17 protein-coding genes, 1 pseudogene and 1 riboswitch are annotated in these 22,338 nt (G+C 75.6%); of the genes and pseudogenes, 6 read left to right on the top strand and 12 right to left on the bottom strand.

The window, feature by feature from the left end:
• Positions 1-13: 13 nt before the first annotated feature.
• From cobA to BLT72_RS20735, 5 genes and pseudogenes are all read right to left on the bottom strand, one after another.
• Complete coding sequence (gene cobA, locus BLT72_RS20750; protein WP_231930699.1) at positions 14-757, bottom strand: uroporphyrinogen-III C-methyltransferase; 744 nt, start codon at positions 755-757, stop codon at positions 14-16.
• 30 nt (positions 758-787) lie between these two features.
• Positions 788-1,075 (bottom strand): annotated as a pseudogene (locus tag BLT72_RS23210) (NAD(P)-dependent oxidoreductase); the annotation flags it as partial.
• On the bottom strand, positions 1,072-3,618 hold the full coding sequence (gene cobBC, locus BLT72_RS20745) for a bifunctional hydrogenobyrinic acid a,c-diamide synthase/histidinol phosphate aminotransferase CobBC (RefSeq protein WP_231930209.1): 2,547 nt from the start codon (positions 3,616-3,618) through the stop codon (positions 1,072-1,074). The gene cobBC and the pseudogene BLT72_RS23210, both read right to left, overlap by 4 nt.
• On the bottom strand, positions 3,615-4,229 hold the full coding sequence (cobO, locus tag BLT72_RS20740) for a cob(I)yrinic acid a,c-diamide adenosyltransferase (protein WP_091415698.1): 615 nt from the start codon (positions 4,227-4,229) through the stop codon (positions 3,615-3,617). Before cobO ends, cobBC begins: the two co-directional genes overlap by 4 nt.
• On the bottom strand, positions 4,229-6,385 hold the full coding sequence (locus BLT72_RS20735) for a VWA domain-containing protein (RefSeq protein WP_231930207.1): 2,157 nt from the start codon (positions 6,383-6,385) through the stop codon (positions 4,229-4,231). Before BLT72_RS20735 ends, cobO begins: the two co-directional genes overlap by 1 nt.
• A gap of 72 nt (positions 6,386-6,457) precedes the next feature.
• Positions 6,458-6,545, bottom strand: a riboswitch (adenosylcobalamin (AdoCbl) riboswitch).
• Between the two features lie 84 nt (positions 6,546-6,629).
• Here BLT72_RS20735 and cbiE point away from each other — a divergent pair.
• The gene (gene cbiE, locus BLT72_RS20730; RefSeq protein ID WP_091415693.1) at positions 6,630-7,826 is read left to right on the top strand and encodes a precorrin-6y C5,15-methyltransferase (decarboxylating) subunit CbiE; all 1,197 of its coding nucleotides are present in this window, start codon (positions 6,630-6,632) and stop codon (positions 7,824-7,826) included.
• Complete coding sequence (gene cobM / locus BLT72_RS20725; protein WP_091418036.1) at positions 7,823-8,563, top strand: precorrin-4 C(11)-methyltransferase; 741 nt, start codon at positions 7,823-7,825, stop codon at positions 8,561-8,563. The genes cbiE and cobM overlap by 4 nt, the downstream gene beginning before the upstream one ends.
• 80 nt (positions 8,564-8,643) lie before the next feature.
• Here cobM and BLT72_RS20720 read toward each other — a convergent pair whose 3' ends face one another.
• From BLT72_RS20720 to BLT72_RS20710, 3 genes are read right to left on the bottom strand one after another with little or no spacing between them, the layout of a single operon-like run.
• Positions 8,644-10,161 (bottom strand): precorrin-2 C(20)-methyltransferase, encoded by a 1,518-nt coding sequence (locus tag BLT72_RS20720; RefSeq protein ID WP_091415690.1) that lies wholly within the window; start codon positions 10,159-10,161, stop codon positions 8,644-8,646.
• Positions 10,158-10,859: a precorrin-8X methylmutase gene (locus BLT72_RS20715; protein WP_197677123.1), complete on the bottom strand. Its 702-nt coding sequence runs from the start codon at positions 10,857-10,859 to the stop codon at positions 10,158-10,160. The genes BLT72_RS20720 and BLT72_RS20715 overlap by 4 nt, the downstream gene beginning before the upstream one ends.
• Positions 10,852-11,952, bottom strand: a complete 1,101-nt coding sequence (locus BLT72_RS20710; protein WP_197677122.1) for a precorrin-3B synthase — start codon at positions 11,950-11,952, stop codon at positions 10,852-10,854. The genes BLT72_RS20715 and BLT72_RS20710 overlap by 8 nt, the downstream gene beginning before the upstream one ends.
• Positions 11,953-12,075: 123 nt before the next feature.
• Here BLT72_RS20710 and BLT72_RS20705 point away from each other — a divergent pair, with 123 nt between their 5' ends.
• Both BLT72_RS20705 and BLT72_RS20700 read left to right on the top strand, forming a co-directional pair.
• A complete protein-coding gene (locus BLT72_RS20705) occupies positions 12,076-12,921 on the top strand; it encodes a sugar phosphate isomerase/epimerase family protein (protein ID WP_091415684.1) in 846 nt (281 codons plus the stop codon).
• Positions 12,918-13,922: a hydroxyacid dehydrogenase gene (locus tag BLT72_RS20700; protein WP_231930206.1), complete on the top strand. Its 1,005-nt coding sequence runs from the start codon at positions 12,918-12,920 to the stop codon at positions 13,920-13,922. The genes BLT72_RS20705 and BLT72_RS20700 overlap by 4 nt, the downstream gene beginning before the upstream one ends.
• A gap of 59 nt (positions 13,923-13,981) precedes the next feature.
• On the opposite strand, the gene BLT72_RS20695 is transcribed toward BLT72_RS20700, so the two are convergent.
• The 4 genes from BLT72_RS20695 to BLT72_RS20680 all read right to left on the bottom strand — a co-directional run bounded on the left by BLT72_RS20695 (position 13,982) and on the right by BLT72_RS20680 (position 19,508).
• Positions 13,982-15,766 (bottom strand): hypothetical protein, encoded by a 1,785-nt coding sequence (locus tag BLT72_RS20695; RefSeq protein WP_091415682.1) that lies wholly within the window; start codon positions 15,764-15,766, stop codon positions 13,982-13,984.
• On the bottom strand, positions 15,763-17,433 hold the full coding sequence (locus BLT72_RS20690) for a type 2 periplasmic-binding domain-containing protein (protein ID WP_091415680.1): 1,671 nt from the start codon (positions 17,431-17,433) through the stop codon (positions 15,763-15,765). Before BLT72_RS20690 ends, BLT72_RS20695 begins: the two co-directional genes overlap by 4 nt.
• A gap of 111 nt (positions 17,434-17,544) precedes the next feature.
• Positions 17,545-18,492 carry a carbohydrate ABC transporter permease gene (locus BLT72_RS20685; protein WP_231930205.1) on the bottom strand — a complete coding sequence of 316 codons (948 nt, stop codon included), beginning with the start codon at positions 18,490-18,492 and terminating at the stop codon, positions 17,545-17,547.
• The gene (locus tag BLT72_RS20680; RefSeq protein ID WP_231930204.1) at positions 18,489-19,508 is read right to left on the bottom strand and encodes an ABC transporter permease; all 1,020 of its coding nucleotides are present in this window, start codon (positions 19,506-19,508) and stop codon (positions 18,489-18,491) included. Before BLT72_RS20680 ends, BLT72_RS20685 begins: the two co-directional genes overlap by 4 nt.
• A 206-nt stretch (positions 19,509-19,714) precedes the next feature.
• Between BLT72_RS20680 and BLT72_RS20675 the strand changes: the two genes are divergently transcribed.
• Positions 19,715-21,415: an acyltransferase gene (locus BLT72_RS20675; RefSeq protein WP_091415677.1), complete on the top strand. Its 1,701-nt coding sequence runs from the start codon at positions 19,715-19,717 to the stop codon at positions 21,413-21,415.
• Between the two features lie 56 nt (positions 21,416-21,471).
• Positions 21,472-22,329, top strand: coding sequence for an NAD-dependent epimerase/dehydratase family protein (locus BLT72_RS20670; RefSeq protein ID WP_091415674.1), 858 nt, complete (start codon positions 21,472-21,474; stop codon positions 22,327-22,329).
• The last annotated feature ends 9 nt before the right edge of the window (positions 22,330-22,338 follow it).

Genomic DNA, 22,338 nt, shown 5'->3' with positions numbered 1-22,338 from the left:
GCCCGGCGCAGGGTCAGGGCCGGAAGCCGGCGACGGCGCCGATCACCGTGATGGCCGGGGGCCGGATGCCGGCCTCCAGGGTCAGCGCCGCGATGTCGTCGACGCGGCCCCGGACGTCGCGCTGGCTGGGCAGGCCGGCGTCGGCGACGGTCGCGGCCGGGGTGCCGGGAGCCATCCCCTGCGCCACGAGCTCGGCGGTGATGGCGGGCAGCGTGGCCACCCCCATCAGGACCACCAGCGTGGTGCCGGCGCGGGCCAGCGCCGCCCAGTCCAGTGTCGAGCCCGGGTCGCCCGGCGGCAGGTGGCCGGAGACGACGGTGAACCCCTGGGTGAGCTGGCGGTGCGTCAGCGGGATGCCGGCCAGGGCCGGCGCGGCGATCGCGGAGGAGACGCCGGGCACCACCCGGACGGGGATCCCGGCGGCCGCGCAGGCCTGCCACTCCTCGCCGCCGCGGCCGAAGACGAAGTTGTCGCCCCCCTTGAGCCGGACCACCCGGCGGCCGGCGCGGCCGTGCTCGACCAGCAGCTCGTTGATCCGCTCCTGCGAGGTGAAGGTGCCGCGGGGGATCTTGGCCACGTCGATGACCTCGGCCCCGGGGCGGACCTGCTGCAGGACCGACAGCGGCGCCAGCCGGTCGACGACCAGCACGTCCGCCGTCCGCACCGCCTCCAGCCCGGCCACGGTCAGCAGCCCGGGGTCGCCTGGCCCGCCGCCGACCAGCACCACCTCGCCGCGGCCGTCACCGCCCGGCAGCAGGGGGACCGCGGGACGGACCGCGAGCACGCCCCGGGCGGCGGCCCGGCGGGCGGCGTCGGCGTCGAGGTCGGGGTCGCCGGTGGCGGGCACCAGCAGGGCGGCGCCGTCCAGCACGCCGTCGTCGCCCTCGGACCGCACGGTCAGCAGCCCGCGGTCGGCGAGGTCGGCGATGGTCGTGCCGGGCACGTCGCTGACCACGGTCACGTCCGCACCCGCCTCCAGCAGGGCGGTGACCGGGGCGAGGGCCTCGGCCCGCCCGCCCCGGACGACGACCCGGCGGCCCGCCAGGTCGAGGTCGGCGACGAAGCCGCGGGTCATCGGGTCCCTCCGAGGAGCGTGGCGAGCGCCGTCAGCAGGCGCTCGGTGGTGGCCGGGTCGCGCACGGCGACCCGGACCCAGTCGGGGCCGAGGCCGGGGAACGTGTCCCCGCGCCGCACGGCGAAGCCCCGCTCGCGCAGCGCCTCGCGGACCCAGCCTGGCTGATGCGTGCCCCGCACCCCCGCCGTGTCCACGCAGACGAACGGGGCGGCGGGGACGCCGGCGACGGGCAGGCCCAGCTCGGCGAGCCCGTCCACCAGCAGGGTGCGGCGTGCGGCGATCTGCTCCGCCTGCGCCCGCGCCTCGGTCAGGGCGGCGTCGGACAGGCAGCCGACGGTCGCGGCGAGGGCGGGCGTGGACACCGACCACGGGGGCTGCTGGGTCGCCAGGGCGGCGACCAGCGCCGGGTCGCCGACGACGTAGCCGGCCCGCAGCCCGGCCAGCCCCCACGTCTTGGTCAGCGAGCGCAGCACCAGCACGCCGCTCATCGTGGCGCTGACCAGGGACTGGTCGGGACCGGTGACGGCGTCGAGGAAGGCCTCGTCGACCACCAGCACCCGGCCGGGGGCGCGCAGCCGCTGGAGCACCTCGACGGGGTGCAGCACCGACGTCGGGTTGGTGGGGTTGCCGACGACGACGAGGTCGGCGTGCGCCGGGACCCGGTCGGGGTCGAGGACGAAGCCGTCGGCGGCGTCGAGCACGAGCCGGTCGGGCCGGTGGCCCGCGGCCCGCAGCGCGGCCTCCGGCTCCGTGAACTGCGGGTGGACGACCAGCGGGTGCCGCGTCACCAGGGCCCGGGCGATCAGGGTGAAGGCCTCCGCGGCGCCGGACGTGGGCAGCACGTGGTCCTCGCCGACGGCGTGCACGTGCGCGATCGCCGCCGTCGCCGCGGCGGTGGAGGGGTAGGCCCCCAGCGTCGGGACGGTGGCGGTGATGACGTCGGCCAGCCACGCCGGCGGCTCGCGGTGCTGCACGTTGACGGCCAGGTCGACGAGCCCGTCGCCGACTTCGGAGTCGCCGTGGTGGTGGAGGTCCACCTCAGCCGTGACCTGGGCCTGTCGAAGGGCGGGAGTGCCAGTCCACGCGGACCCTTCGACAGGCTCCGGGAGCGGCGGGCCCGCGGCCCCCGGGTCCGCGGCCCAGGCGTGCACGGCGTCGACGAACCGCTGGGCCAGCTGCGGGTGGCCGGCCCAGTGCAGGTGCAGGTAGCTGGCGTGCAGGCTCGCCCGGCCGCGCCCGGCCGGGTCGGCGGAGAAGCCGACGCGGTGGCCGTCGACCAGCCAGGCCTCGTCGTCTCCGGCCGGCGGGTCGACGTGGGTGCGGTGGAACTCGTGGCCGGTGACGCGGGCGCCGCGGGCGGCGAGCAGGGAGTCCCCCGCCGCCAGCAGGGTCTGGTAGCGCAGCGTCAGCTTCGGCGTCATCGCGGCCTCGGCGTCCAGGGCGCCGACCATCGGGGAGCCGTCGACGCTGCGGCACAGGTACAACAGCCCCGCGCACTCGGCGACGGTGGGCACCCCGGCCTCGACGGCCGTCCGCAGCGCGGTCCGCAGGGCCGCGTTCGCGCTCAGCTCGGCGGCGTGCACCTCCGGGAAGCCGCCGCCGAGGTAGACCCCCGCGGTGCCGGCGGGCAGCGCGGCGTCGGTCAGCGGGTCGAAGGGGACGGGCTCGCAGCCGGCCGCGCGCAGCAGCTCGTCGGTCTCGGCGTAGCGGAACGTGAAGGCGCGGCCGGCGGCGACGGCGACGACGGGCCGTTGCCGGCTGGGCGGGTGCACGGCGTCCGCCGGTGACCACGGCTCGCCGGCCAGCGGCGGCGCGGCGTGGGCCAGGGCCAGCACGCGGGTGAGGTCGAGGTGCTCGGCGACCTGGGCCGAGAGCCGCGCGATGGCCGCGGCGGCGTCACCGCGCTCGGCGGCGGGGACCAGGCCGAGGTGCCGGGACGGGGCCTCGATGCCGGCGTTGCGGGGGAGCACGCCCAGCACCTCGACGCCGGTGGCCTCCAGCGCCCGGACCACCTCGTCGCTGTGCCGGACCGAGCCGGCCTTGTTGAGCACGACGCCGCTGAGCCGGACGGCGGGGTCGAAGGTGGTGAGCCCGTGCACCAGCGCGGCGGCGGTCCGGGAGACGGAGCTGATGTCGAGCACCAGGACGACCGGCGCCTGCAGCAGGCCGGCGACGTGCGCGGTGGAGGCGTAGCCGTCGCCGCCGATCTGGCCGTCGAACAGCCCCATCACGCCCTCGACGACGGCGACGTCGGCCGGGGTCGGGGCCGTCATCCCGTGCAGGAACAGCGGCCTGATCTGCTCCTCGTGGCACAGGTGCGGGTCCAGGTTGCGGCCCGGCCGGCCGGTGGCCAGCGCGTGGTAGCCCGGGTCGATGTAGTCGGGCCCGACCTTGAACGACGCGACCTCGAGGCCCTCGGCGCGCAGCGCGCCCATCAGCCCGGTGGCGACCGTCGTCTTGCCGTGGGAGGAGCCCGGAGCGGCGACCACCAGCCGTGGGGCGGCGGTGGTGGAACCGTGCCCTGAGCCTGTCGACGGGCTCACCACTCGATGCCCCGCTGGCCCTTCTGGCCCTCGGCGAAGGGGTGCTTCACCGCCCGCATCTCCGTGACGAGGTTGGCGATCTCCAGCAGCTTCGGGTCGGCCCGGCGGCCGGTGATGACGACGTGCTGCTGGCCGGGCCGGTTGACCAGGGTCTCGACCACGTCGTCGACGTCCACCCAGCCCCAGGCGATCGGGTAGGTGAACTCGTCGAGGACGTAGAGCCGGTGGGTCTCGGCGGCCAGCCGGCGCTTGATCTCCTGCCAGCCCTCGGCGGCGTCCGCGGCGTGGTCCTCCTCGCTGCCGGCCTTCCGCGACCACGACCAGCCGGAGCCCATCTTGTGCCACTCGACGGGTCCGCCCTGGCCGGTCGTCCGGTGCACCTCGTCCAGTGTCTCCAGCACGGTCTGCTCGCCGATCCGCCACTTGGCGGACTTCACGAACTGGAACACCCCGATCGGCCAGCCCTGGTTCCAGCCGCGGACGGCCAGCCCGAAGGCGGCCGTCGACTTCCCCTTGCCGTCGCCGGTGTGCACGATCACGAGCGGCCGGTTCCGCCGCTGCCTGGTGGTCAGCCCGTCCTGGGGCTCCACCTCGACGCGTCCCTCGGGCATCAGGCGGCGTCCTGAGCCGGTCGAAGGGCGGACGCGCGCTTCTCGGGCGTGTGCCGCTGCACCACGGACAGCAGCTGGTCGGCCGCGACCTCGCCGACGGGGACGTGCTCCGCGCCGAGGTGGACGCTGAGCGTGCGCGCCAGCCCGAGGCCGAAGCCGGTCTCGCAGTCGATCACCACGCTCGCCACGCCGGCGTCGCGCAGCAGGCCGGCGGCGCGCCGGGAGCGGGCGACGGCGTCGGGTCCCGACGTGGCCCGGCCGTCGGTGACCAGCACCAGCAGCGGGCGACGACGCGGGTCGCGGATCCGCTCCTGCCGCAGGGTCTCGGCGGCCAGCAGCAGGCCCTCGGCCAGCGGGGTCCGACCGCCGTTGGGCACCTCGTCCAGCCGGCGGGCGGCGACCTCGACCGACGACGTCGGGGGCAGGGCCAGCGTCGCCGCAGCCCCGCGGAACGTGATCAACCCGACCTTGTCGCGCCGCTGGTAGGCGTCGAGGAGCAGCGACAGGGCGGCCGTCTTGACCGCCTCCATCCGGCGGCGGGCGGCCATCGACCCGGAGGCGTCGACGACGAGCAGCACGAGGTTGGACTCGCGGCCCTCGATGGTCGCGGTCCGCAGGTCCTCGCGGCGCAGCCGTAGCACCTCGGCTCCCGCCCGGCCGCGCGCGTGCTGCTGGGGAGCGGCGGCCCGGATGGTGGCGGGCAGGTGCAGCCGGCCGCCGGGCTCGGGGCGGGACGCGGCGCCGACGCTGCGGCCGGTCCGGGTCACCGCGCGGCTGCGGCGGCCGGCCTCGCCCGCACCGATCCCGGTGGCGGTGAACAGCCGGGTCCGGTAGGCGGTGCCGGCGCTGGCCAGCGTGGTGGGGACGACGGCGGCCGTCGGGGCGTCCTCCTCCCCGGTCGGTCCGGGTTCCGGGGCCTCGGACCGCTGGTCCTGCGACGGCGGACGTCGGTCGGCCTCGGGGCCGGCCGGCGGTGGGTCCCCGGCGCCCGGGCCCTCGGGCGAGGCGCCCGGGGCGTCCGGGGGCTCGCCGCCCTCGTCGTCGGGACCGGGCTGCGGCGGCTCCGGTTCGGGTTCCGGCTCCGGCTCGTCCTCGCCGAGCAGCTGGTCCAGCAGCTCCTCGTCCAGCCCGGGGGCGTCGAAGGGGTTGCGGCGCCGGCGGTGGGGCAGGGCCAACCGGGCGGCGGCGCGGATGTCGGCCTTGGTGACGCGGATCCGGCCGTGCCAGGCGGCGTGCGCGACGGCGGCGCGGGCGGTGACGAGGTCCGCGCGCAGCCCGTCCACCTCGAAGGCGGCGCAGATCTCGGCGATCAGCAGCAGCTGGTCGTCCCGCAGCTCCACCTCCTCGAGCAGCGCACGGGCGGTCCGCAGCCGCGCGGACAGCGCCTGCTCGGCGTCGGCGTAGCGGGCGGTGAAGGCGGCCGGGTCGCGGTCGAAGGCCATCCGGCGGCGCACCACCTCGGCGCGCAGGGCCGGGTCGCGCGGGGCGGCCACCTCCGCCGTCAGCCCGAAGCGGTCCAGCAGCTGGGGGCGGAGCTCGCCCTCCTCGGGGTTCATCGTCCCGACCAGCACCATCCGGGAGGCGTGGGCGACGGAGACGCCCTCCCGCTCCACGGTGGAGCGGCCGGTGGCGGCGGCGTCCAGCAGCAGGTCGACGAGGTGGTCGTGCAGCAGGTTGACCTCGTCGACGTAGAGCAGGCCGCGGTGCGCGGCCGCGAGCAGGCCGGGCTCGTAGCGGACCCGCCCGGCGCCGAGCGCCTGCTGCAGGTCCAGCGAGCCGATCACCCGGTCCTCGGTGGCGCCGACGGGCAGCTCGACCAGCCGGGCCGGCCGGGTCGTCGCGTGCGGACGTCCGGAGGGGGCGTCGGCGAGGTGCGGGCCGTCGGGGCAGCCCGGGTCGGGGTCGGCGGGGTCGCAGGAGAACCGGCAGCCCTCGACGACGGCGAGCGGGGGCAGCACCCGGGCCAGCGCCCGGACGGTGGTGGTCTTGGCCGTCCCCTTCTCGCCGCGGACGAGGACGCCGCCCACCTCGGGGGAGACGGTGGTCAGCACCAGCGCGAGGGCCATGTCGTCGGAGCCGACGACGGCGGAGAACGGGAAGGTGCGCGGCTCGGCGGCGCGAGCAGCCGGCGCGGGAGGAGCGGGAGCACGAGACACGGGAGGGGAGCCCTTCTGCATGGAGGTCCACGTCCACGCCTGCGGTGAGCCCCGTGCGACTGCGACGCGGCTGGCGCGGCAGACGGCCTGACTTCCCAGGCGGACCTGGGTCACAGTGGCGGGACCGTCCCGGAATCGCACCGGGTTCCTCTGCTGCGCCGCTGTCGATGATGGCACAGGGGCTCGGCGCCGCCCGCGCTCGTCGCCGCCTGAGACGCCCGGCCGGCGGCGCTAGGGTCGTCGGGTGATCGAGGTGGTCGGGATCGGCGCGGCGGGCTGGGACGCGCTGGGTGCGCGCGAGCGTGCGCTGGTGCTCGCCGCCCACCGGGTGCTGGGCGGCCCCCGGCACCTCGACCTGCTGCCCGCCGTCCCCGGTCAGGAGCGCGCCGCCTGGCCCCGGGACCTCCGGGACGCGCTGCCCGGGCTGGTCGCCGGGCACGAGGACCGCCCGGTCGTCGTCCTGGCCAGCGGGGACCCGCTGCTCGCCGGGGTGGGGTCGACGCTGGTCGACCTGCTGGGCGCCGACGCCGTCCGCGTGCACCCCGCCGTCTCGTCGGTGGCCCTCGCCGCCGCCCGGCTGGGCTGGGCGGCCGACACCTACGCGCTCGTCCGGCTGCGGGGCGGCGACGTCGACCTGGTCCGCCGCGAGCTCTACCCCGGCCGTCGGGTGCTGGTGCTCGCCCGCGACGCGGGGACGGCGGCCGAGGTGGCCGCGCTCCTGGTCGAGGACGGCTACGGGACCAGCACCCTGACCGTCCTCGGCGACCTCGGCGCGGCGGAGGAGAGCCGGCTCGACGTCGTGGCGGCCGCCTGGAGCGGGCCGGCCCCCGCGCTCAACGTGGTCGCCGTCCAGTGCGTGGGCGACGCGGGCGTCGCCGGACCCGCCTCGCTGGCGCCCGGGCTGCCCGACGCGGTGTTCGACCACGACGGCCAGCTGACCAAGCGCGACCTGCGCGCCTCCGCCCTGGCCCACCTGCAGCCCCGGCCCGGGGCCCTGCTGTGGGACGTCGGCGCCGGTGCGGGGTCGGTCGCCGTCGAGTGGATGCGCAGCCACCCCAGCTGCCGGGCGGTCGCCGTCGAGCAGCACGAGGCCCGGGCGAAGCGGATCCGGCTCAACGCCGCGCGGCTCGGCGTGCCCGGGCTGCGGACGGTCCTCGGGGTCGCACCGGAGGCCCTCGTCGACCTGCCGACGCCGGACGCCGTCTTCGTGGGCGGCGGGGCGAGCGGGGCCGTGCTGGACGCGGTCTGGTCCGCGCTCCCGGTGGGCGGCCGCCTGGTGGTGCACGCCGTGACGCAGGAGACGGAGATGCTCGTCGCGGCCCGCTGGCGCGAGCACGGCGGCACGCTGACCCGGATCGCCGTCGAGCACCTCGAGGCCATCGGCAGCTACCACGGCTGGAAGCCGGCGCGGGCGGTCGTGCAGTGGGGCGCCACGCGGTGACGGTGCACTTCATCGGCGCCGGCCCGGGGGCGGCCGACCTGCTCACCCTGCGCGCCGTGCGGCTGCTGGCCGCCAGCCCCGTGTGCGTCTACGCCGGTACCTACCTCGACGCGGAGGTGCTCGGCCACTGCGCGCCCGGCACCCGGCTGGTCGACAGCCAGTCGCTGGACCTCGACGCCATCGTCGCCGTGCTCGCGGAGGCCCACGAGGCCGGCCAGGACGTCGCGCGGCTGTGCTCGGGCGACCCGTCGCTCTACTCCGCGCTGGCCGAGCAGACCCGGCGGCTGGACCGGCTGGGCGTCCCCTGGGACGTGACGCCCGGGGTCCCGGCCTACGCGGCCGCGGCCGCCGTCGTCGGACGGGAGCTGACGGTGCCCGAGGTGGCGCAGTCGGTGGTGCTGACCCGCACCCAGGCGTCCTCGACGGCGATGCCGGCGACGGAGTCGCTGGCCGCCTTCGCCGCCACCCGCGCCACCCTGGCCCTGCACCTGGCCATCCGCCGGACCCGCGAGCTCTGCGCCGAGCTGGCGCCCGCGTACGGGGCGGACTGCCCTGTCGTCGTGGTCAGCCGGGCGACGCAGCCGGAGCAGGTGGTGCTGCGCGGGACCCTCGCCGACATGGCGGACCAGGTGGAGGTCGCCGGGCTGCGGCAGGCCGCCGTCATCCTGGTCGGCGAGGCGCTGCGGGCCGACGACTTCGTCGAGTCGCACCTGTACGGACCGCGTCCGCGCGGGTGAGTGCTGAGAAGCCGCAGGTCAGCGGGCCGGATCGCTGCGGGTTCCCAGCACTCGCTCCGGGGGTGCCGCCAGGACGACGCTCAGTCGCCCCGCCGCGAGGTCCAGACCCCGCCTGATCCGGCGGTGGTCCGGCTCGAGCCGATGATCAGCAGGCAGGTCATGTCGATCGTCTCCGGGTCGAGCTCGGCCAGCGTCGTGACGTCCAGCCGCTCGCCGGGCCGGCCGACGTCGCGGCCCACCACCACGGGGGTCGCCGGCGCCCGGTGCTCCAGCATGACCGCGCGCAGCCGAGCCACCTGCTCGCGCCGGCTCCGGGAGGCGGGGTTGTAGACGGCGAGCACCAGGTCGGCGGCGCCGACGGCGTGCAGCCGCCGCTCCACCAGCTCCCACGGCTTCAAGCGGTCCGACAGCGAGACGACGGCGTGGTCCCCGCCCAGCGGGGCGCCCGCCCGGGCGGCGACGGCCTGGGCGGCGGTCATCCCGGGCAGCACCTCGACGGCGACGTCGGCGAAGCGCTCGTCCGCGCCGACGGCCTCGAACACCGCCGACGCCATCCCGAACACCCCGGCGTCGCCCCCGGAGACGACGGCGACCCGCTCGCCGCGGCGCGCGAGCTCCAGGGCGAAGGACGCGCGGTCCACCTCGACGGTGTTGCCGCTGGCGTGCCGCTGCAGGCCGGGCCGCTGCGGCACCCGGTCGACGTAGGGGCCGTAGCCGACGACGTGGTCCACCTCGGCGAGCGCGGCGCTCACCTCCGGGGTCACCCAGCGGTCGGGTCCCGGGCCCAGCCCGACGACGAGCACCCGTCCGGTGCCGGGCTCCGCCGGGGGGTCGAGCCGGGTCGCGGCGCCGCTGCGGGCCCGCTGCGCGGCGTCGGCGCGCAGGTCGGGACCGGGCACCAGCACCATGGAGAAGTACGGGACCTCGTCCGGGTCGACCTCGCTGACCCGCAGCCGGCGCTCCCGGCCGGTGCTGGCCCGCTCGACGTACCAGGCGTCGTCCAGCCGGCCGGCCTGCCGCAGCGCCTCGCGCACGCCGGCGAAGGTCCGGCCCAGCTTCATGATCGCCGCGCCCCCGCCGTCGGCCAGCCGGCGGGCCAGCTCGGGGACGGCCATCGTGCCGGGCAGCACGGTGAAGGTGTCCTCGTGCCGGCTGATCGGCACGGCGACGGCGGCCGAGGAGGCGCTGACCGACGTGACGCCGGGCACGATCTCCGCCGGGTACAGCGGGCCCAGCCGGTCGTGCAGGTAGGAGTAGGAGCTGTAGAACAGCGGGTCGCCCTCGGCCAGCACGACGACGGTCCGGCCGGCGTCCAGGTGCTTGCCGAGCCGCTCGGCGGACTCGTCGTAGAAGTCCTCGATCGCCCCGTAGTAGCCCAGCGGGTGGTCGGTCGCCCCGGTGGTCACCGGGTAGATCAGCAGCTCCTCGGTCGCGTCGGGGCTGATCAGGTCGGCGACGATGGTCCGGGCGATCGAGCGCCCGGCGGTCCCCGAGTGGTAGGCGACGACGTCGGCGTCGCGGATCAGCCGCGCCGCCTTGAGCGTGACGAGCTCGGGGTCACCCGGGCCGACGCCCACCCCGTACAGCCGGCCGGTCATGCGATCTCCGCTTCCTGCGCGAGGGCGTTCAGCGCCGACGCGCACAGCGCCGACCCGCCGCGCCGCCCGTGCACCACGAGGTAGGGCAGGTCCCACGGGTTCTCCACCAGCGCGACCTTGGACTCCGCCGAGCCGACGAACCCCACCGGGATGCCCAGCACGGCGGCCGGTCGGGGGCCGCCGGCGGCGACCTGCTCGAGCAGGTGGAACAGCGCCGTCGGGGCGTTGCCGATGGCGACCACGGCGCCCTCCAGCTCCTCCCCCCAGAACGAGACGGCGGCCGCGGACCGGGTGGTCGACCAGGCCCGGGCCCGCTCGGGCACCCGGGGGTCGTCGAGCAGGCAGCGGACGGCGTTGGCGGCGGGCAGCCGCCGTCGGGTGACGCCCGAGGCGATCATGTAGGCGTCGGTGAAGATCGTCGCCCCGGCCTCCAGCGCGCCGCGCGCGGCGCCGACCAGCCGCGGGTGCAGCGCCAGCGAGCGCGGCAGGTCCAGGTCGCCGCTGGCGTGGATCATCCGGACGGCGACGGTCCTCGCGTCCGCCGGCAGCCCCGACAGGTCCGCCTCCGCGCGCACCTGGGCGAAGGAGCGGCGGTAGATCTCGGCCGGGTCGGTGACGTAGTCGTACAACCGGGCCGGCGGCGCCCCCGGCACCGGACCCCCCGAGACCAGACCGTCCGACACCAGCCCCTCAGACATGGACCACGAGGCGCGGCTCGGCGGCGGCGAGGAGCTCGTCCCGGGTGGGCGCGACCAGGTCGCGGTGCGGCCCGGCCGGCGCGCCGCAGCGCCGCTCGCAGCCGCTGACGTGGGTGCGCGGCCAGCGCCGGTCCTCGGCCGCGACCGAGCGCACGAGGGCCTGGGTGTCGACGCGCCCCGAGGCGCACCACGGTGCCCCGACGCAGGCGCTGACGGCGGTCCAGGGTGACGTCGGGTCGGCCACCAGCCCGACGGCGGTCAGCTCGGCCAGCCGGTCGGCGCCGTGGCCGACCACGAGGCTGCGCCACGGCGTGACCACGACGGCACCGGTCCCGGCCACCGCGGTGACGGCGGCCAGCTGGACCGGGCTGAGGAACCCGAGCGGCACCCCGACGACGGCGTGCGCGCCCACCGCGCCGAGCGGCGGCTCCGGGGCCGGGGGCACGGGGACGGGGGCGAACCCGACGAGGCCGTCGACCCAGCCCGGCAGCTCGCGCACCCGCCACACCCCGCTGGCCGCGCGCGCCGCGTCGAACCCGCGGGCCAGGGCCAGCAGGGCGGGGACGGCGTCCTCCAGCGCGACGGCCCGGCCGCGGTCCGCGCCGACGACCAGCAGGCCGTGGTCCGGTCCGAGGGCGCGGTAGGTGAGGTCGGGCTCCAGCGCCGCGACGTCGCCGCGGCCGTCGTCGAGGCCGAAGAGGAAGCGGCCGGACAGCCCGGCCAGGGCGTCGTCGGCCTGGAGCGCGTCGTCCAGGGCGCGGACCAGGGGTCGCAGGTCGGCGAGCCCGCCGTGCAGCCCGGTCAGCGGGGAGGCGACGACGTTGCGCACCCGCTCGTGGCTGGCCGACGGCAGGAAGCCGGCGGCGGCGACCGCGGCCTCAAAGGCGTCGGGCAGGTCGCTCGGCAGCCCGCGCACCTGCAGGCCGGCGCGCGACGTCAGCTGCAGCAGCCCCCGGCCGTGCCGCTCGGCCGCCCGGCCCAGCGCGGCGAGGGCCGTGCCGCTGGTCTGCCCGCCCGGCACGCGGACGCGGACCATCGCGCCGTCGGCCGCCTGGTGCGGCCGGAGCACGCCGGGGCAGCGGTCCTGGTTCACGCCCGCCATCGTAAGTCGACCGGCCGGGACCACCCACCCGTCGTCCGTCGGCCCTCGGGGTGGAAAGCGCTTCCCTCGGGTCGTAGGGTGAGGCGAGATCCGTCGACGACGAAAGAGGTCCGCATGGTCACGCTGTCCGCCTCCACCCTCGGAGCCCCCGGCGAGGACCTCGCCCAGGTGCTCGGCACCCTGCAGCGGACCGGCGTCACCGGCCTCGAGCTGCGCCTCAGCGCGGGCGAGCTGGCCGACCCGGCGATGACCCGGGCCCAGCGCCGGGACCTCCGCTCGGCCGTCGAGGACGCGGGCGTGACGGTCACCGGCGTCGCCAGCTACGTCCGGGTCGGCTCCGACGTCCCCGACGACGTCGTGCTCGGGGCCCTGGTCGCCGCCCTGGACCTGGCGGCCGACCTCGGCGCCCCGTTCGTCCGCGTCTTCCCCGGCGCCCCGGCCGAGCCGAGCGACTACGACACCGTCCCCACCCTCACCGAGCCCCGCGAGGAGGTCGCCGACCGGGCGGCCCGGCGGCTGGACGCCGTCGCGGGCTACGCGCAGGAGTGCGGCGTCCGGCCCGCGCTGGAGACCCACGACTCCCACCCCACCGGCGCGCTGGTCGCCGACGTGCTGGGCCGGGTGTCCTCCCCGGTGGTCGGCGCCGTCTGGGACCTCATGCACCCGTGGCGGGTGGGCGAGCCGCTCGCGGACACCTGGGCGGCCCTCGCGCCGTGGGTCGCGGACGGCCGCGGCTGGGTGCAGGTCAAGGACGCCGCCCTGCCGGGGCGCCCGCTGCCGCTGCCGCTGGGCGAGGGCACGCTGCCCCTCGACCCCTTCGCCGCGCTGCTGGCCGACGTCGGCTACGACGGCGTGGTCAGCCTGGAGTGGGAGCGGCAGTGGTACCCCGACGCCGCCCCGCTGGAGGTGGCCAGCGCCTCGTTCCGGCGCTGGGCCGACGCGGTCGGCCTGACGGCGTGAGCCGTCCCGTCGTCGTGCTGGCCATGCGCGGAGCCGGCCTGCGGGACGCGCTGTTCCCGCCCGACCTGCGGGAGCGGCTCACCACGCTGGCGGAGTGGGACCCGGAGCTCGTCGTCGCCGACTTCGCGGCCGCCCCGGCGCCTGCCCTCGCCGCGGCCGACGTGCTGCTCACCGGCTGGGGCTGTCCGCGCGTCGACGCGGCCGTCCTCGACCGGATGCCCCGGCTGCGGCTCGTGGCGCACGCGGCCGGCACCGTGAAGGGCCACGTCGACCCCGTCTGCTGGGAGCTCGGCGTCGCGGTCACCACCGCGGCGGCCGCCAACGCGCTGCCGGTGGTCGAGTTCGCGCTGGCCCAGATCCTGCTGGCCGGCAAGGACCTGCTGGGCGCCACCGCCCGCTACGCCACCGGGACGCCGCGCGCGCCGCACGAGGACGGGCCGCTGGTGGGCAACTACGGCCGGGTGGTGGGCGTCATCGGCGCCTCGACGATCGGCCGCGGCGTGCTGGAGCGGCTGCGGGCCTTCGACCTCCGGCTGCTGCTGGCCGACCCGACGATCACCGCCGACGAGGCCGAGCGGCTGGGCGCCGAGCTGGTGGACCTCGACACCCTGATGGCCCGCTCCGACGTCGTCTCCCTGCACGCCCCGCTGCTACCCGGCACCGTCGGGATGGTGGGGGCGGCCCAGCTGGCCGCGATGCGCGACGGGACCACGTTCATCAACACCGCGCGCGGCCGGATCGTCGACCACGAGGCGCTCCGCCGCGAGCTCCGGACGGGGCGGATCAGCGCCATGCTGGACGTCACCGAGCCGGAGCCGCTGGAGCCGGGCGACGAGCTGTTCGCCCTGCCGAACGTGCTGCTCACCCCGCACATCGCGGGCTCGATGGGCAACGAGCTGCACCGGATGGCCGCGCTCGCCCTCGACGAGGTCGAGCACCTGGCCGCCGGCGCCCCATTCCGGCACCCCGTCCACCTCGAGGACCTCGCCCGGATGGCCTGAGCCCCAGCTGGTCGTCGGGACCACGGGAACTTCTGGCGGCTCAGCCACCGCAGGGGTGGTCAGTCCGCCAGAAGTTCCGAGGGTCCGCTGGTCACCGACCAGCGCAGGCTCTCACCCGGCTCGGCGAGGTCCAGCCGGACGAGGCCGCACAGCCCGCGCCGGCTCTCGTAGCCCGCCGGCAGGACGCTGCTCCGCTCCAGGGGGCCGTCGACGCGCACCTCCACCCACTCCGCGCCGCGGGTGAGGCGGACGCCGTCCGCCAGCCGGGTGACCTCGGTGAGGACGCCGTCGCCGAGGTCCCGCAGGTACGGCACCAGCAGGGTGCGGCGCCCGGACCAGCCCGGCACCGTCTCGGTGACGTCGACGCCGACCGCGGTGAGGGCCGCCGACCAGCGGTGCCGGTGGCCCGCGAGCGCCGACCCCTCCTCCGCCGCGTCGAGGCCCGCCGTGAAGGTCAGGCCGGCGTCACCCTCGGGGCGCAGCGGCTCGAGCAGACGGCGGGGGAGCGGGGCCAGCGGCGTGACCGGGGCGGCGCCGGCCTCCGTGCGCAGGGCCAGGCCGGGCACCAGCCACGGGCCGCCGCTGACGTGCCGGGCGGCGCTGACGAAGACCAGCGAGCGCCCCGTGCCGAAGGTGAGGTCGACGAGCCCGCTGGCGTCGTAGACCCCGTCGGCCGCGGCCTGGACCGCCAGCGAGACCCGACCGCGGGAGACCGCGCCCCGGTGGGTGGGCGCCCCCTCCACCCGGACGGCGAGGGGCCGGGCGTCGAGCTCCGCCGGCGTCGGCGGCTCGTCGGTGCCGAAGCCCGTCCGGACCGCGTCGGCGAGGAAGGCCAGCGCGAGCGGGCTGTAGTGGCCGTCGGCGGTGTAGGTCTCGTACCCCACCCGGAGCTCGGGCGGCAGCACGTTCTGCACGGGCGAGAAGACCCCGACCGGCCGGACGCCCAGGGCCAGCGCCCGGAACGCGCGCCAGGCCGCCAGCCGGGCCTCCTCCTGCTCGGCGGCCGTGCCGAGCCCCAGCACCCGGGAGGCGGTGAACAGGGCCAGCTGGGCGCCCAGCACCCAGGTCTGGCCGGCGCTGCGGTACCCGGACGCCAGCGAGCCGTCCGACAGCTGCAGGGCCAGGCTGCGGCGCAGGCCGGTGGTGAGGAAGGCGGTCAGCCGCTCCCGGTTGCGGCCGGCCCAGCCCTGCAGCAGCAGGTCGGTCAGGTGCAGGCGGGTGAAGAGGTCGTAGGCGTTCGGCAGCCCGCGCTCGACGTAGAGGCCCAGCTCCAGGTCGAGGCCCACCTCCCCGCCGGCGAAGAAGACGTCCAGCCAGGGGTCGAGCCGGGCGGCCGACGTCGGCGCCAGGCCCGCCTGGACGCGCAGCCACTCCCCGCTCATCCAGACCGCGGCCCAGTTGGAGGGCGGCCGGGCGCGGAAGGTGGCCTCGACGTCCACGCCGGCGATCTGCGCGTCGACGGCCGGGTCCAGGGCGACGCCCGCGGCGGCCAGCTCCCGGCGCGCCTTGAGGATCGGCGGCCAGGTGAAGTCGCGGTGGTTGAGCCGGCCGGACACGCTCAGCGTCCGGCGGTCGAAGCCGGACGCGTGCGGCTCCCGGCCGGGGTCGGCGGTGTGGGCCAGCGCCGCCCCCAGCAGCCGGACGGCCCGGTCCGCGTGGACCGGGCCTTCGACGGCGGCCGGCTGCGCGCCCAGCACGGCGCAGCACCACGCGAGGTAGGCCGTGCCGTACTGGGTCGGGGCGTCGAACACCGGGTCGTGCAGGGTCCCGTCGGGCTGGAGGTGGGGCGCCCACGAGGACACCCCGGCCTCCAGCAGCCCGAGCGGGGAGAGCAGGTCGGTCACCCGGGGGTGGCCCCGACCGTCTGCAGCTGCTCCTGGTACTCCGTGCGCATCGCGTCGCCCACCGAGCTCTTCCACGTGGAGATCAGGTTCTTCAGCTCGGTGGGCTGGCGGCGACCCTGCACGATGTCGTTCACGCCGTCGGTGAAGGCCTTGTCCGCCGTCGCGTTCTTGCTCGACGCGGTGTTGGAGTAGAGGCCGATGGTCGGGTTGTCGATGCCGGTCGGGATCTCCAGCGACTGGTACGCGTGCTGGGTGTCCGCGTCCTGCGGCCGGCCGGGCACGTAGATCGTGTAGGGGCTGTCGGCCAGGTAGCGGATGGGCAGCACGGTGTTCGCGGTGCCGGTCTTGGTGAGCACCGGGTTGCCGCCGCTGTCCATCGTGTGGTCGACGCCCTCCTCGCCGTAGAGCCGGTACTTGTACTCCTCGGTGCCGAAGGGCGCCGCGAGCCAGTTGAGCACCCGCAGGATCTCCTTGATCTTCTCGGGGTCGTCCTGCTTCTTGAGCAGGGTGATCGAGAAGAACCCGCTGCCGTTGGCCCAGTGGGCCAGCTCGCTGCCGTCGCGCTTGTAGACCGGCATCAGGCCCAGCTCGAAGTCCGGGTTCGAGGCGTTGTCGAGGATGTACTGGATCCAGCCCGGGTACCCGTCGGCCGCGTTGATGGCCACCGAGCCGGCGTTGAACAGCTGCTTGAACGGCTGCGCCGGGTTGAAGGAGTCCGGGTGCATGACGCCCGACTTCCACATGGTGGTGAGGTCGTCGACGGTCTTGGCGTAGTTCTCGGTCTCGTAGACGTGGGTGAGCTTGCCGCCCTCCTCGCGCCAGATGTTGGGCTCGTCGTTCATCCGGCCGAGCAGCTGGCGGGGCTGGTTGAACAGGCCGAAGGCCCAGCGCCGCTTCTTGGGGTCGGTGAGCGCCTTGGTGGTCTCGACGAGCTCCTCGTAGGTCTTCGGCTCGGTCGAGACGCCGGCGGCGTCGAAGAGGTCCTTGCGGATGAAGTGGTAGTTGCCGATGGCGCCGCGGGCGATGGGGATGCCGTAGATGCCGCCGTTGTAGACCGTCGCCTTCCAGGTCCGGGTGGGGATGTTGGCGAGGTTCGGGTAGTCCTTGATCGCGTCGCCGGAGAGGTGCTCGGTGAGGTTGGTGAACCGCTTGTCCAGCAGCTGCGGCATGTTCGGCACGGGCGGCGGCGCGCCGTTGGGCACCTGCAGCATGTCGGGCAGGTCGTTGCCGGCGATCGTCGTCGGGAACTTCTGCAGGTAGTCGGCGTTGCTGACCATCTGCAGGTCCAGCTTGACGCCGAGGCGCTCGTTGAGGCCCTGCCAGTAGCTGTTGCGGTCCGGGCCCGGCGGCACGGCGAAGTAGATGTTCGCCATCCCGGTGAGCGTCCCGCCCTTGCCGGGCACCTCGGCGACCGACTTCGGGTTGTCCTTGGGGAAGTTGCGGAACGCCGGGTCCACCCCCTGCTCGGTCCCCGGCAGGTCGGGCTTGAGCCCGGTGTAGGGGATGTAGGTGGGCAGGCCGACGGCGGCGTTGACGCTGGCCGCGTTGCCGCCGGCGCCGCCCGAGCCGCTGCCCGAGCAGGCGCTCAGCCCACCCGTGCCGATCAGGGCTGCGGCGCCTCCGGCACCGGCGAGCAGCTTCCGCCGGCTGAATGCACTGGTGGTCATGGATCCTCCTTGATCCGACTGAGGTCGGGTCCTCGTTCTCTCGGGGTGGGTGGTGGTGCGGCTCCGGCGGCGGCTGGCGGCACCGGAGGGTCGGGGAGGTGCGGGTCGACGTCAGCCCTTGACGGCGCCGATCATCACGCCCTTGGCGAAGTGGCGCTGCAGGAAGGGGTAGAGCAGCAGGATCGGCACGATGGCGATCACGAGGATGGCCATCTGCAGCGGCAGCTGGGGCGGCAGCGCCTCGGTGGCGACCTGGTCGCCGCCGATCGTGGTCTGGTTGACCACGTAGGTGCGCAGCACCAGCGCCATCGGCCACTTGTCGCTGGACTGGATGTACAGCAGGGCGTTGAAGAAGGCGTTCCAGTAGGCCACGGCGTAGAAGAGGCCGATCACGGCGAACACCGCCTTGGACAGCGGCAGCACGATCTTGAAGAGCACGGTGGCCGAGCTGGCCCCGTCGATGGCGGCGGACTCGAACAGCTCCTGCGGCAGCTCCTGGAAGAACGCCCGCATGACGATCACGTTGAACGCGTTGACCAGGACCGGGAGGATCAGCGACCACAGCGAGTCCAGCAGGTTGAACTCCTTGACCACCAGGTAGCTGGGGATCAGGCCCGGGGAGAACAGCACGGCGCCGAGCACCAGCATCAGCACGGGCTTGGCGCCGGGAGCGCCCGGCCGGGACAGCCAGTACGCGAGCCCGGCCGTCGCGGCCAGCGACAGCAGGGTGCCGATGACGGTGATGCCGACGGAGATGACCACCGCGCGGGTGACGACGCCACCGGACAGCACGGCCGCGTAGGAGGCGAAGCTGACGCCCCCCGGCCACATGACCATGCCGCCGCCCGACTCGTTGATCGTCTGCTGGTCGGCCAGCGAGGTGGCGATCACCGACCAGAACGGGATGATCACGAGCAGCACCGAGATGCCCAGGACGACGAACTTGAGCGCCTGGGTGAGCGGGGAGGGCTTCTCCATCCACGGGGGGCGCTTGCCGTCCCGCCGGGTGGCCGCGTTCTGCGTGTCGTCGCCGATGGTGGCGTTCTCGATGGTGGTCACTTCTCGTACACCCCTCGCTCGCCGAACGCGTGGGCCAGCTTGTTGGCCCCGATCACCAGTGCCACGCCGACCAGCCCCTTGACCAGGCCGGCGGCCGCGGAGACACCCCAGTTCCCGCCGAGGATGCCGTAGTTGTAGACCCAGGTGTCCAGCACCTCGCTGGCCTGCAGGCCCACCGGACCCTGCTGCAGCACGATCTGCTCGAAGCCGACCGAGAGGCTGCTGCCGAGGCGCAGGATGAGCAGCAGGATGAACAGGCCCTTGAGCGCCGGCAGCGTGATGCTGAACATCCGCTGGCGGGCGTTCGCGCCGTCCACCGCCGCGGCCTCGTACTGCTCCTGGTCGATCCGGGAGATGGCCGCCAGGAAGAGGATCGTGCCCCAGCCGGCGTCCTTCCAGATGGCCTGGGAGGTCAGCAGCGCCTTGAACAGCTCCGGCACCCCGATGATCTGCACGATCGGCAGGTCGTTCTGCACCAGGAAGGTGTTGAGCATGCCCGCGTTGCCGAGCATCTGCTGGAACAGCGCCACCACGATCACCCAGGACAGGAAGTGCGGCAGGTAGAGGATCGACTGCAGCGTGCGCTTCAGCCGCTCCCCGGCCAGGCTGTTGAGCACCAGGGCCAGCACGAGCGGGATCGGGAAGACGAGCACCGTCTGGATGACCGTCAAGACGATGGTGTTCCAGAGCGCGTTGCGGAAGTCGGGGTTCCCGTCCCAGAGGAACGAGAAGTTCGAGAGCCCGACGAACGGCGCCTCGCTGATCTCCAGGTAGGGCTGGTAGTCCTGGAACGCGATGACGTTGCCGAGCAGCGGGACGTAGTGGAACAGCACCAGCGCGATGCCGCCGGGCAGGCCGAGCAGCAGGATCAACATCTTGTCCCGCGTCAGCTTCGGCCGTGACCGTCGCCGGGTCGCGCCACCGCCGGTGGTCGTCCCGCCGGAGGCGTCGGAGGACGCCGGTTCCGCCCTCGGAGGGCGCTTGCCGACCGCGTTGAAGTTCACCTTTGAGCTCACACCACGTCACCTGCTTCAGGGGTGGACCCGCGGGTCCACGGAGTCGGATGGTCGGACGGCGTTGTGCCGCCCCCGGGGCGGGCGCTACAGTTTGGTAAACGCTTACCCGGCCGATCGACGCTCAAGTTAGCACGCGCTGCGTGGCAGGTGGAAGAGCCGGGATCACTGCTTTCACACCCCATCCCGCCCCAGGACATCGAGGTTCGATGAGCGACGCCGGCCCCTCCCCCTTCGACCAGCACCCCTTCGACTACTCGCCCTGGTGGTTCTGGCGCCGGGCGACCCCCGAGCAGCAGGAGCAGCAGCTGGAGCTCCAGCGCGAGCTGGCGGCCCGCACCGACGCCGCGCTGGGGGAGCGGGTCTTCCTCAGCACCCTGGCGGCGGTGCAGACCGAGCACCTCGAGCTGGGCGACGAGAGCTACGTCGCCGCGCACGCCTACCTCACCGGGAGCGTGCGGGCCGGGCGGAACTGCACCGTCAACGCCTTCACGGTGGTCCGGGGCGACGTCCGGCTGGGCGACGCCGTCCGGATCGGGGCGCACACCTCGATCCTCGCGTTCAACCACACGATGACCGACCCCGAGACCGAGGTCTTCCGGCAGCCGATCTCCACCCGCGGCATCACCATCGGGGACGACGTGTGGGTCGGCTCCCACGTCGTCGTCCTCGACGGGGTGACGGTGGGGGACAAGGCGGTGCTGGCCGCCGGGGCCGTGGTGACCAAGGACGTCCCGGCCGGCGCCGTCGTCGGGGGCAACCCGGCGCGGGTGCTGCGCTGGCGGGTCCCCCCGGCGGGCGCCGCCGCGACCGCCCGCTCCGGCGACCTCGGCGAGCAGGTCAGCGCCTTCGTCGGCCGCGCCCGCGAGCAGGCCCAGGACGTCCTCGCCCGCTCGTGGCGGCCCGATCTCCAGGACGGGCTGTTCGTCGACCGCCCGGGCCACCCCGTCACCGTCCGCGCGCAGTGCGACGCCGTGGAGATCGCGGACCTGCTCCTGGGCCGGGCCCCGGACCAGCGGCCGGCCGCCGAGCAGGCCCGCCGGTTGCGGGCGCTGCAGGACCCGAAGACGGGCCTCGTCCCGACCTTCGACCCCGACGGCGTCCCGCTGGCCGCTGCCGCCGACCTGTCCGACGGTGACGTCGCCTACCACGTGCTCTGCGTCGGCTACGCGCTCGACGTGCTGGGCAGCGGCTTCGACCACCCCGTGCACCGGGTCGCCGAGCTGGACGCCGGCGAGCTGGTCGAGGGGCTCCAGAGCCAGCCCTGGGAGGGTCGGGCCTGGGGGTCCGGCGCCTGGGTCGACATGCTGGGCACGGCGCTGCGCTGGAACCTGCCTCGTGGGGTCCGCGGACCGGCGGGCGCCGTGGAGGCCCTCGTCGGATGGCTCACCACGCACGTCGACCCACGGACCGGCATGTGGGGCACGGCCGAGGGCAACGGCGGCCTGCTGCAGGTGGTCAACGGCTTCTACCGCGCCTCGCGGGGGACGTTCGCCCAGTTCGGGCTGCCGCTGCCCCACCCGGAGCGGGTGGTCGACACCGTGCTCGAGCACACGCGGAACGCCGAGCTCTTCGCCCCGGAGCGCCAGAACGCCTGCAACGTCTTGGACGTCGCCCACCCGCTCTGGCTCGCCGCCCGGCAGACCGACCACCGGGCCCCCGAGGTGCGGGTGCTGGCCACCCGGCTGCTGGGCGACCTGCTCGGGCACTGGACCGACGGCCAGGGCTTCGGCTTCCAGGCCCCGCACCCCTCCACCGCGGCGCTGCCGAAGACGGTGCCCGGCCTGCAGGGCACGGAGATGTGGCTGGCGATCCTCTGGCTGCTCACGGACCTCGTCGGGGTCTCGGAGCTGCTCGGCTACCGGCCGCGCGGCATCCACCGGCCCGAGCCGGCCCTGCGGCTGACCTGACGCCCGTCGGGGGCCCGCGCGGGAATGTCCGCAGGGCCCCGGACGCTGGCGGGAGGGTGAACATCTTCCTCACCGGTGGCTCCGGCTACCTCGGCTCGGCCCTGCTCCCCCGCCTCCTCGACCAGGGGCACCGGGTCACCGCGGCCGCCCGCAGCGTGGAGTCCGCCGAGAAGCTGCGGGATGCGGGGGCCACCCCGGTGACGGGCGACCTCACCGACACCGCCTGGGTCGCCGGCCAGCTCGACCGCGCGGACGGTGCCGTGCACCTGGCGTCGCCCGGTGACGCGTCCAACGCGGCCCTCGACGCCGCCGTGGCGGCCGCCGCCGTGCAGGCCTTCAGCGGCACCACCAAGCCGTACGTGCACACCAGCGGCCTGTGGATCTGGGGTGCCGGCGTCGGCCTCAGCGAGGGGTCGCCGCTCGCCCCGCCGGCCCTGACCGCCTGGCGACCCGCCGTCGAGGACGTCGTCCTCGGCGCCGGCCTGCGGGGCGGGATCGTGGCCCCGGGCATCGTGCACGGCCACGGCGGTGGGCTGCCGAACGTCCTGCTGCAGGGCCCGCGCACCGCGGACGGCGCGCTCACCCTGATCGGCGACGGCCGGCAGCACTGGGCCACGGTGCACGTCGACGACGTCGCCGACCTCTACGTCCTGGTGCTCGAGCGCGGCGAGGTGCTGGGCCGGGTGCTGGGCGTGACGGCCGGCGCGCCGACCGTCCGGGCCATCGCCGAGGCCACCGGCGACCCCGTCGTCGCGGAGCCGGTGGAGGCCAGCCGGGCGCGGCTGGGCGCCGAGTTCGCCGACGCCCTGCTGCTGGACCAGCAGTTCGACAACGGCTACGCCCTCTCCCTGGGCTGGGCGCCGAGCCGGCCGTCCCTGGTCGACGACGTGCGCGGCGGCGGCTACGCGGGCTGAACTCCTCAC

The sequence above is a fragment of the Friedmanniella luteola genome (assembly GCF_900105065.1).
GTDB classification, from domain to species: domain Bacteria; phylum Actinomycetota; class Actinomycetes; order Propionibacteriales; family Propionibacteriaceae; genus Microlunatus; species Microlunatus luteolus.
This window is presented reverse-complemented; position numbering and strand designations above follow the sequence as displayed.

Coding starts and splice junctions, on each gene's coding strand:
- cobO (WP_091415698.1), bottom strand. CDS start 4,229: ATGCCCGAGGGACGCGTCGAGGTGGAGCCCCAGGACGGGCTGACCACC.
- BLT72_RS20720 (WP_091415690.1), bottom strand. CDS start 10,161: ATGACCGGCCGGCTGTACGGGGTGGGCGTCGGCCCGGGTGACCCCGAG.
- BLT72_RS20715 (WP_197677123.1), bottom strand. CDS start 10,859: ATGTCTGAGGGGCTGGTGTCGGACGGTCTGGTCTCGGGGGGTCCGGTG.
- BLT72_RS20705 (WP_091415684.1), top strand. CDS start 12,076: ATGGTCACGCTGTCCGCCTCCACCCTCGGAGCCCCCGGCGAGGACCTC.
- BLT72_RS20690 (WP_091415680.1), bottom strand. CDS start 17,433: ATGACCACCAGTGCATTCAGCCGGCGGAAGCTGCTCGCCGGTGCCGGA.
- BLT72_RS20675 (WP_091415677.1), top strand. CDS start 19,715: ATGAGCGACGCCGGCCCCTCCCCCTTCGACCAGCACCCCTTCGACTAC.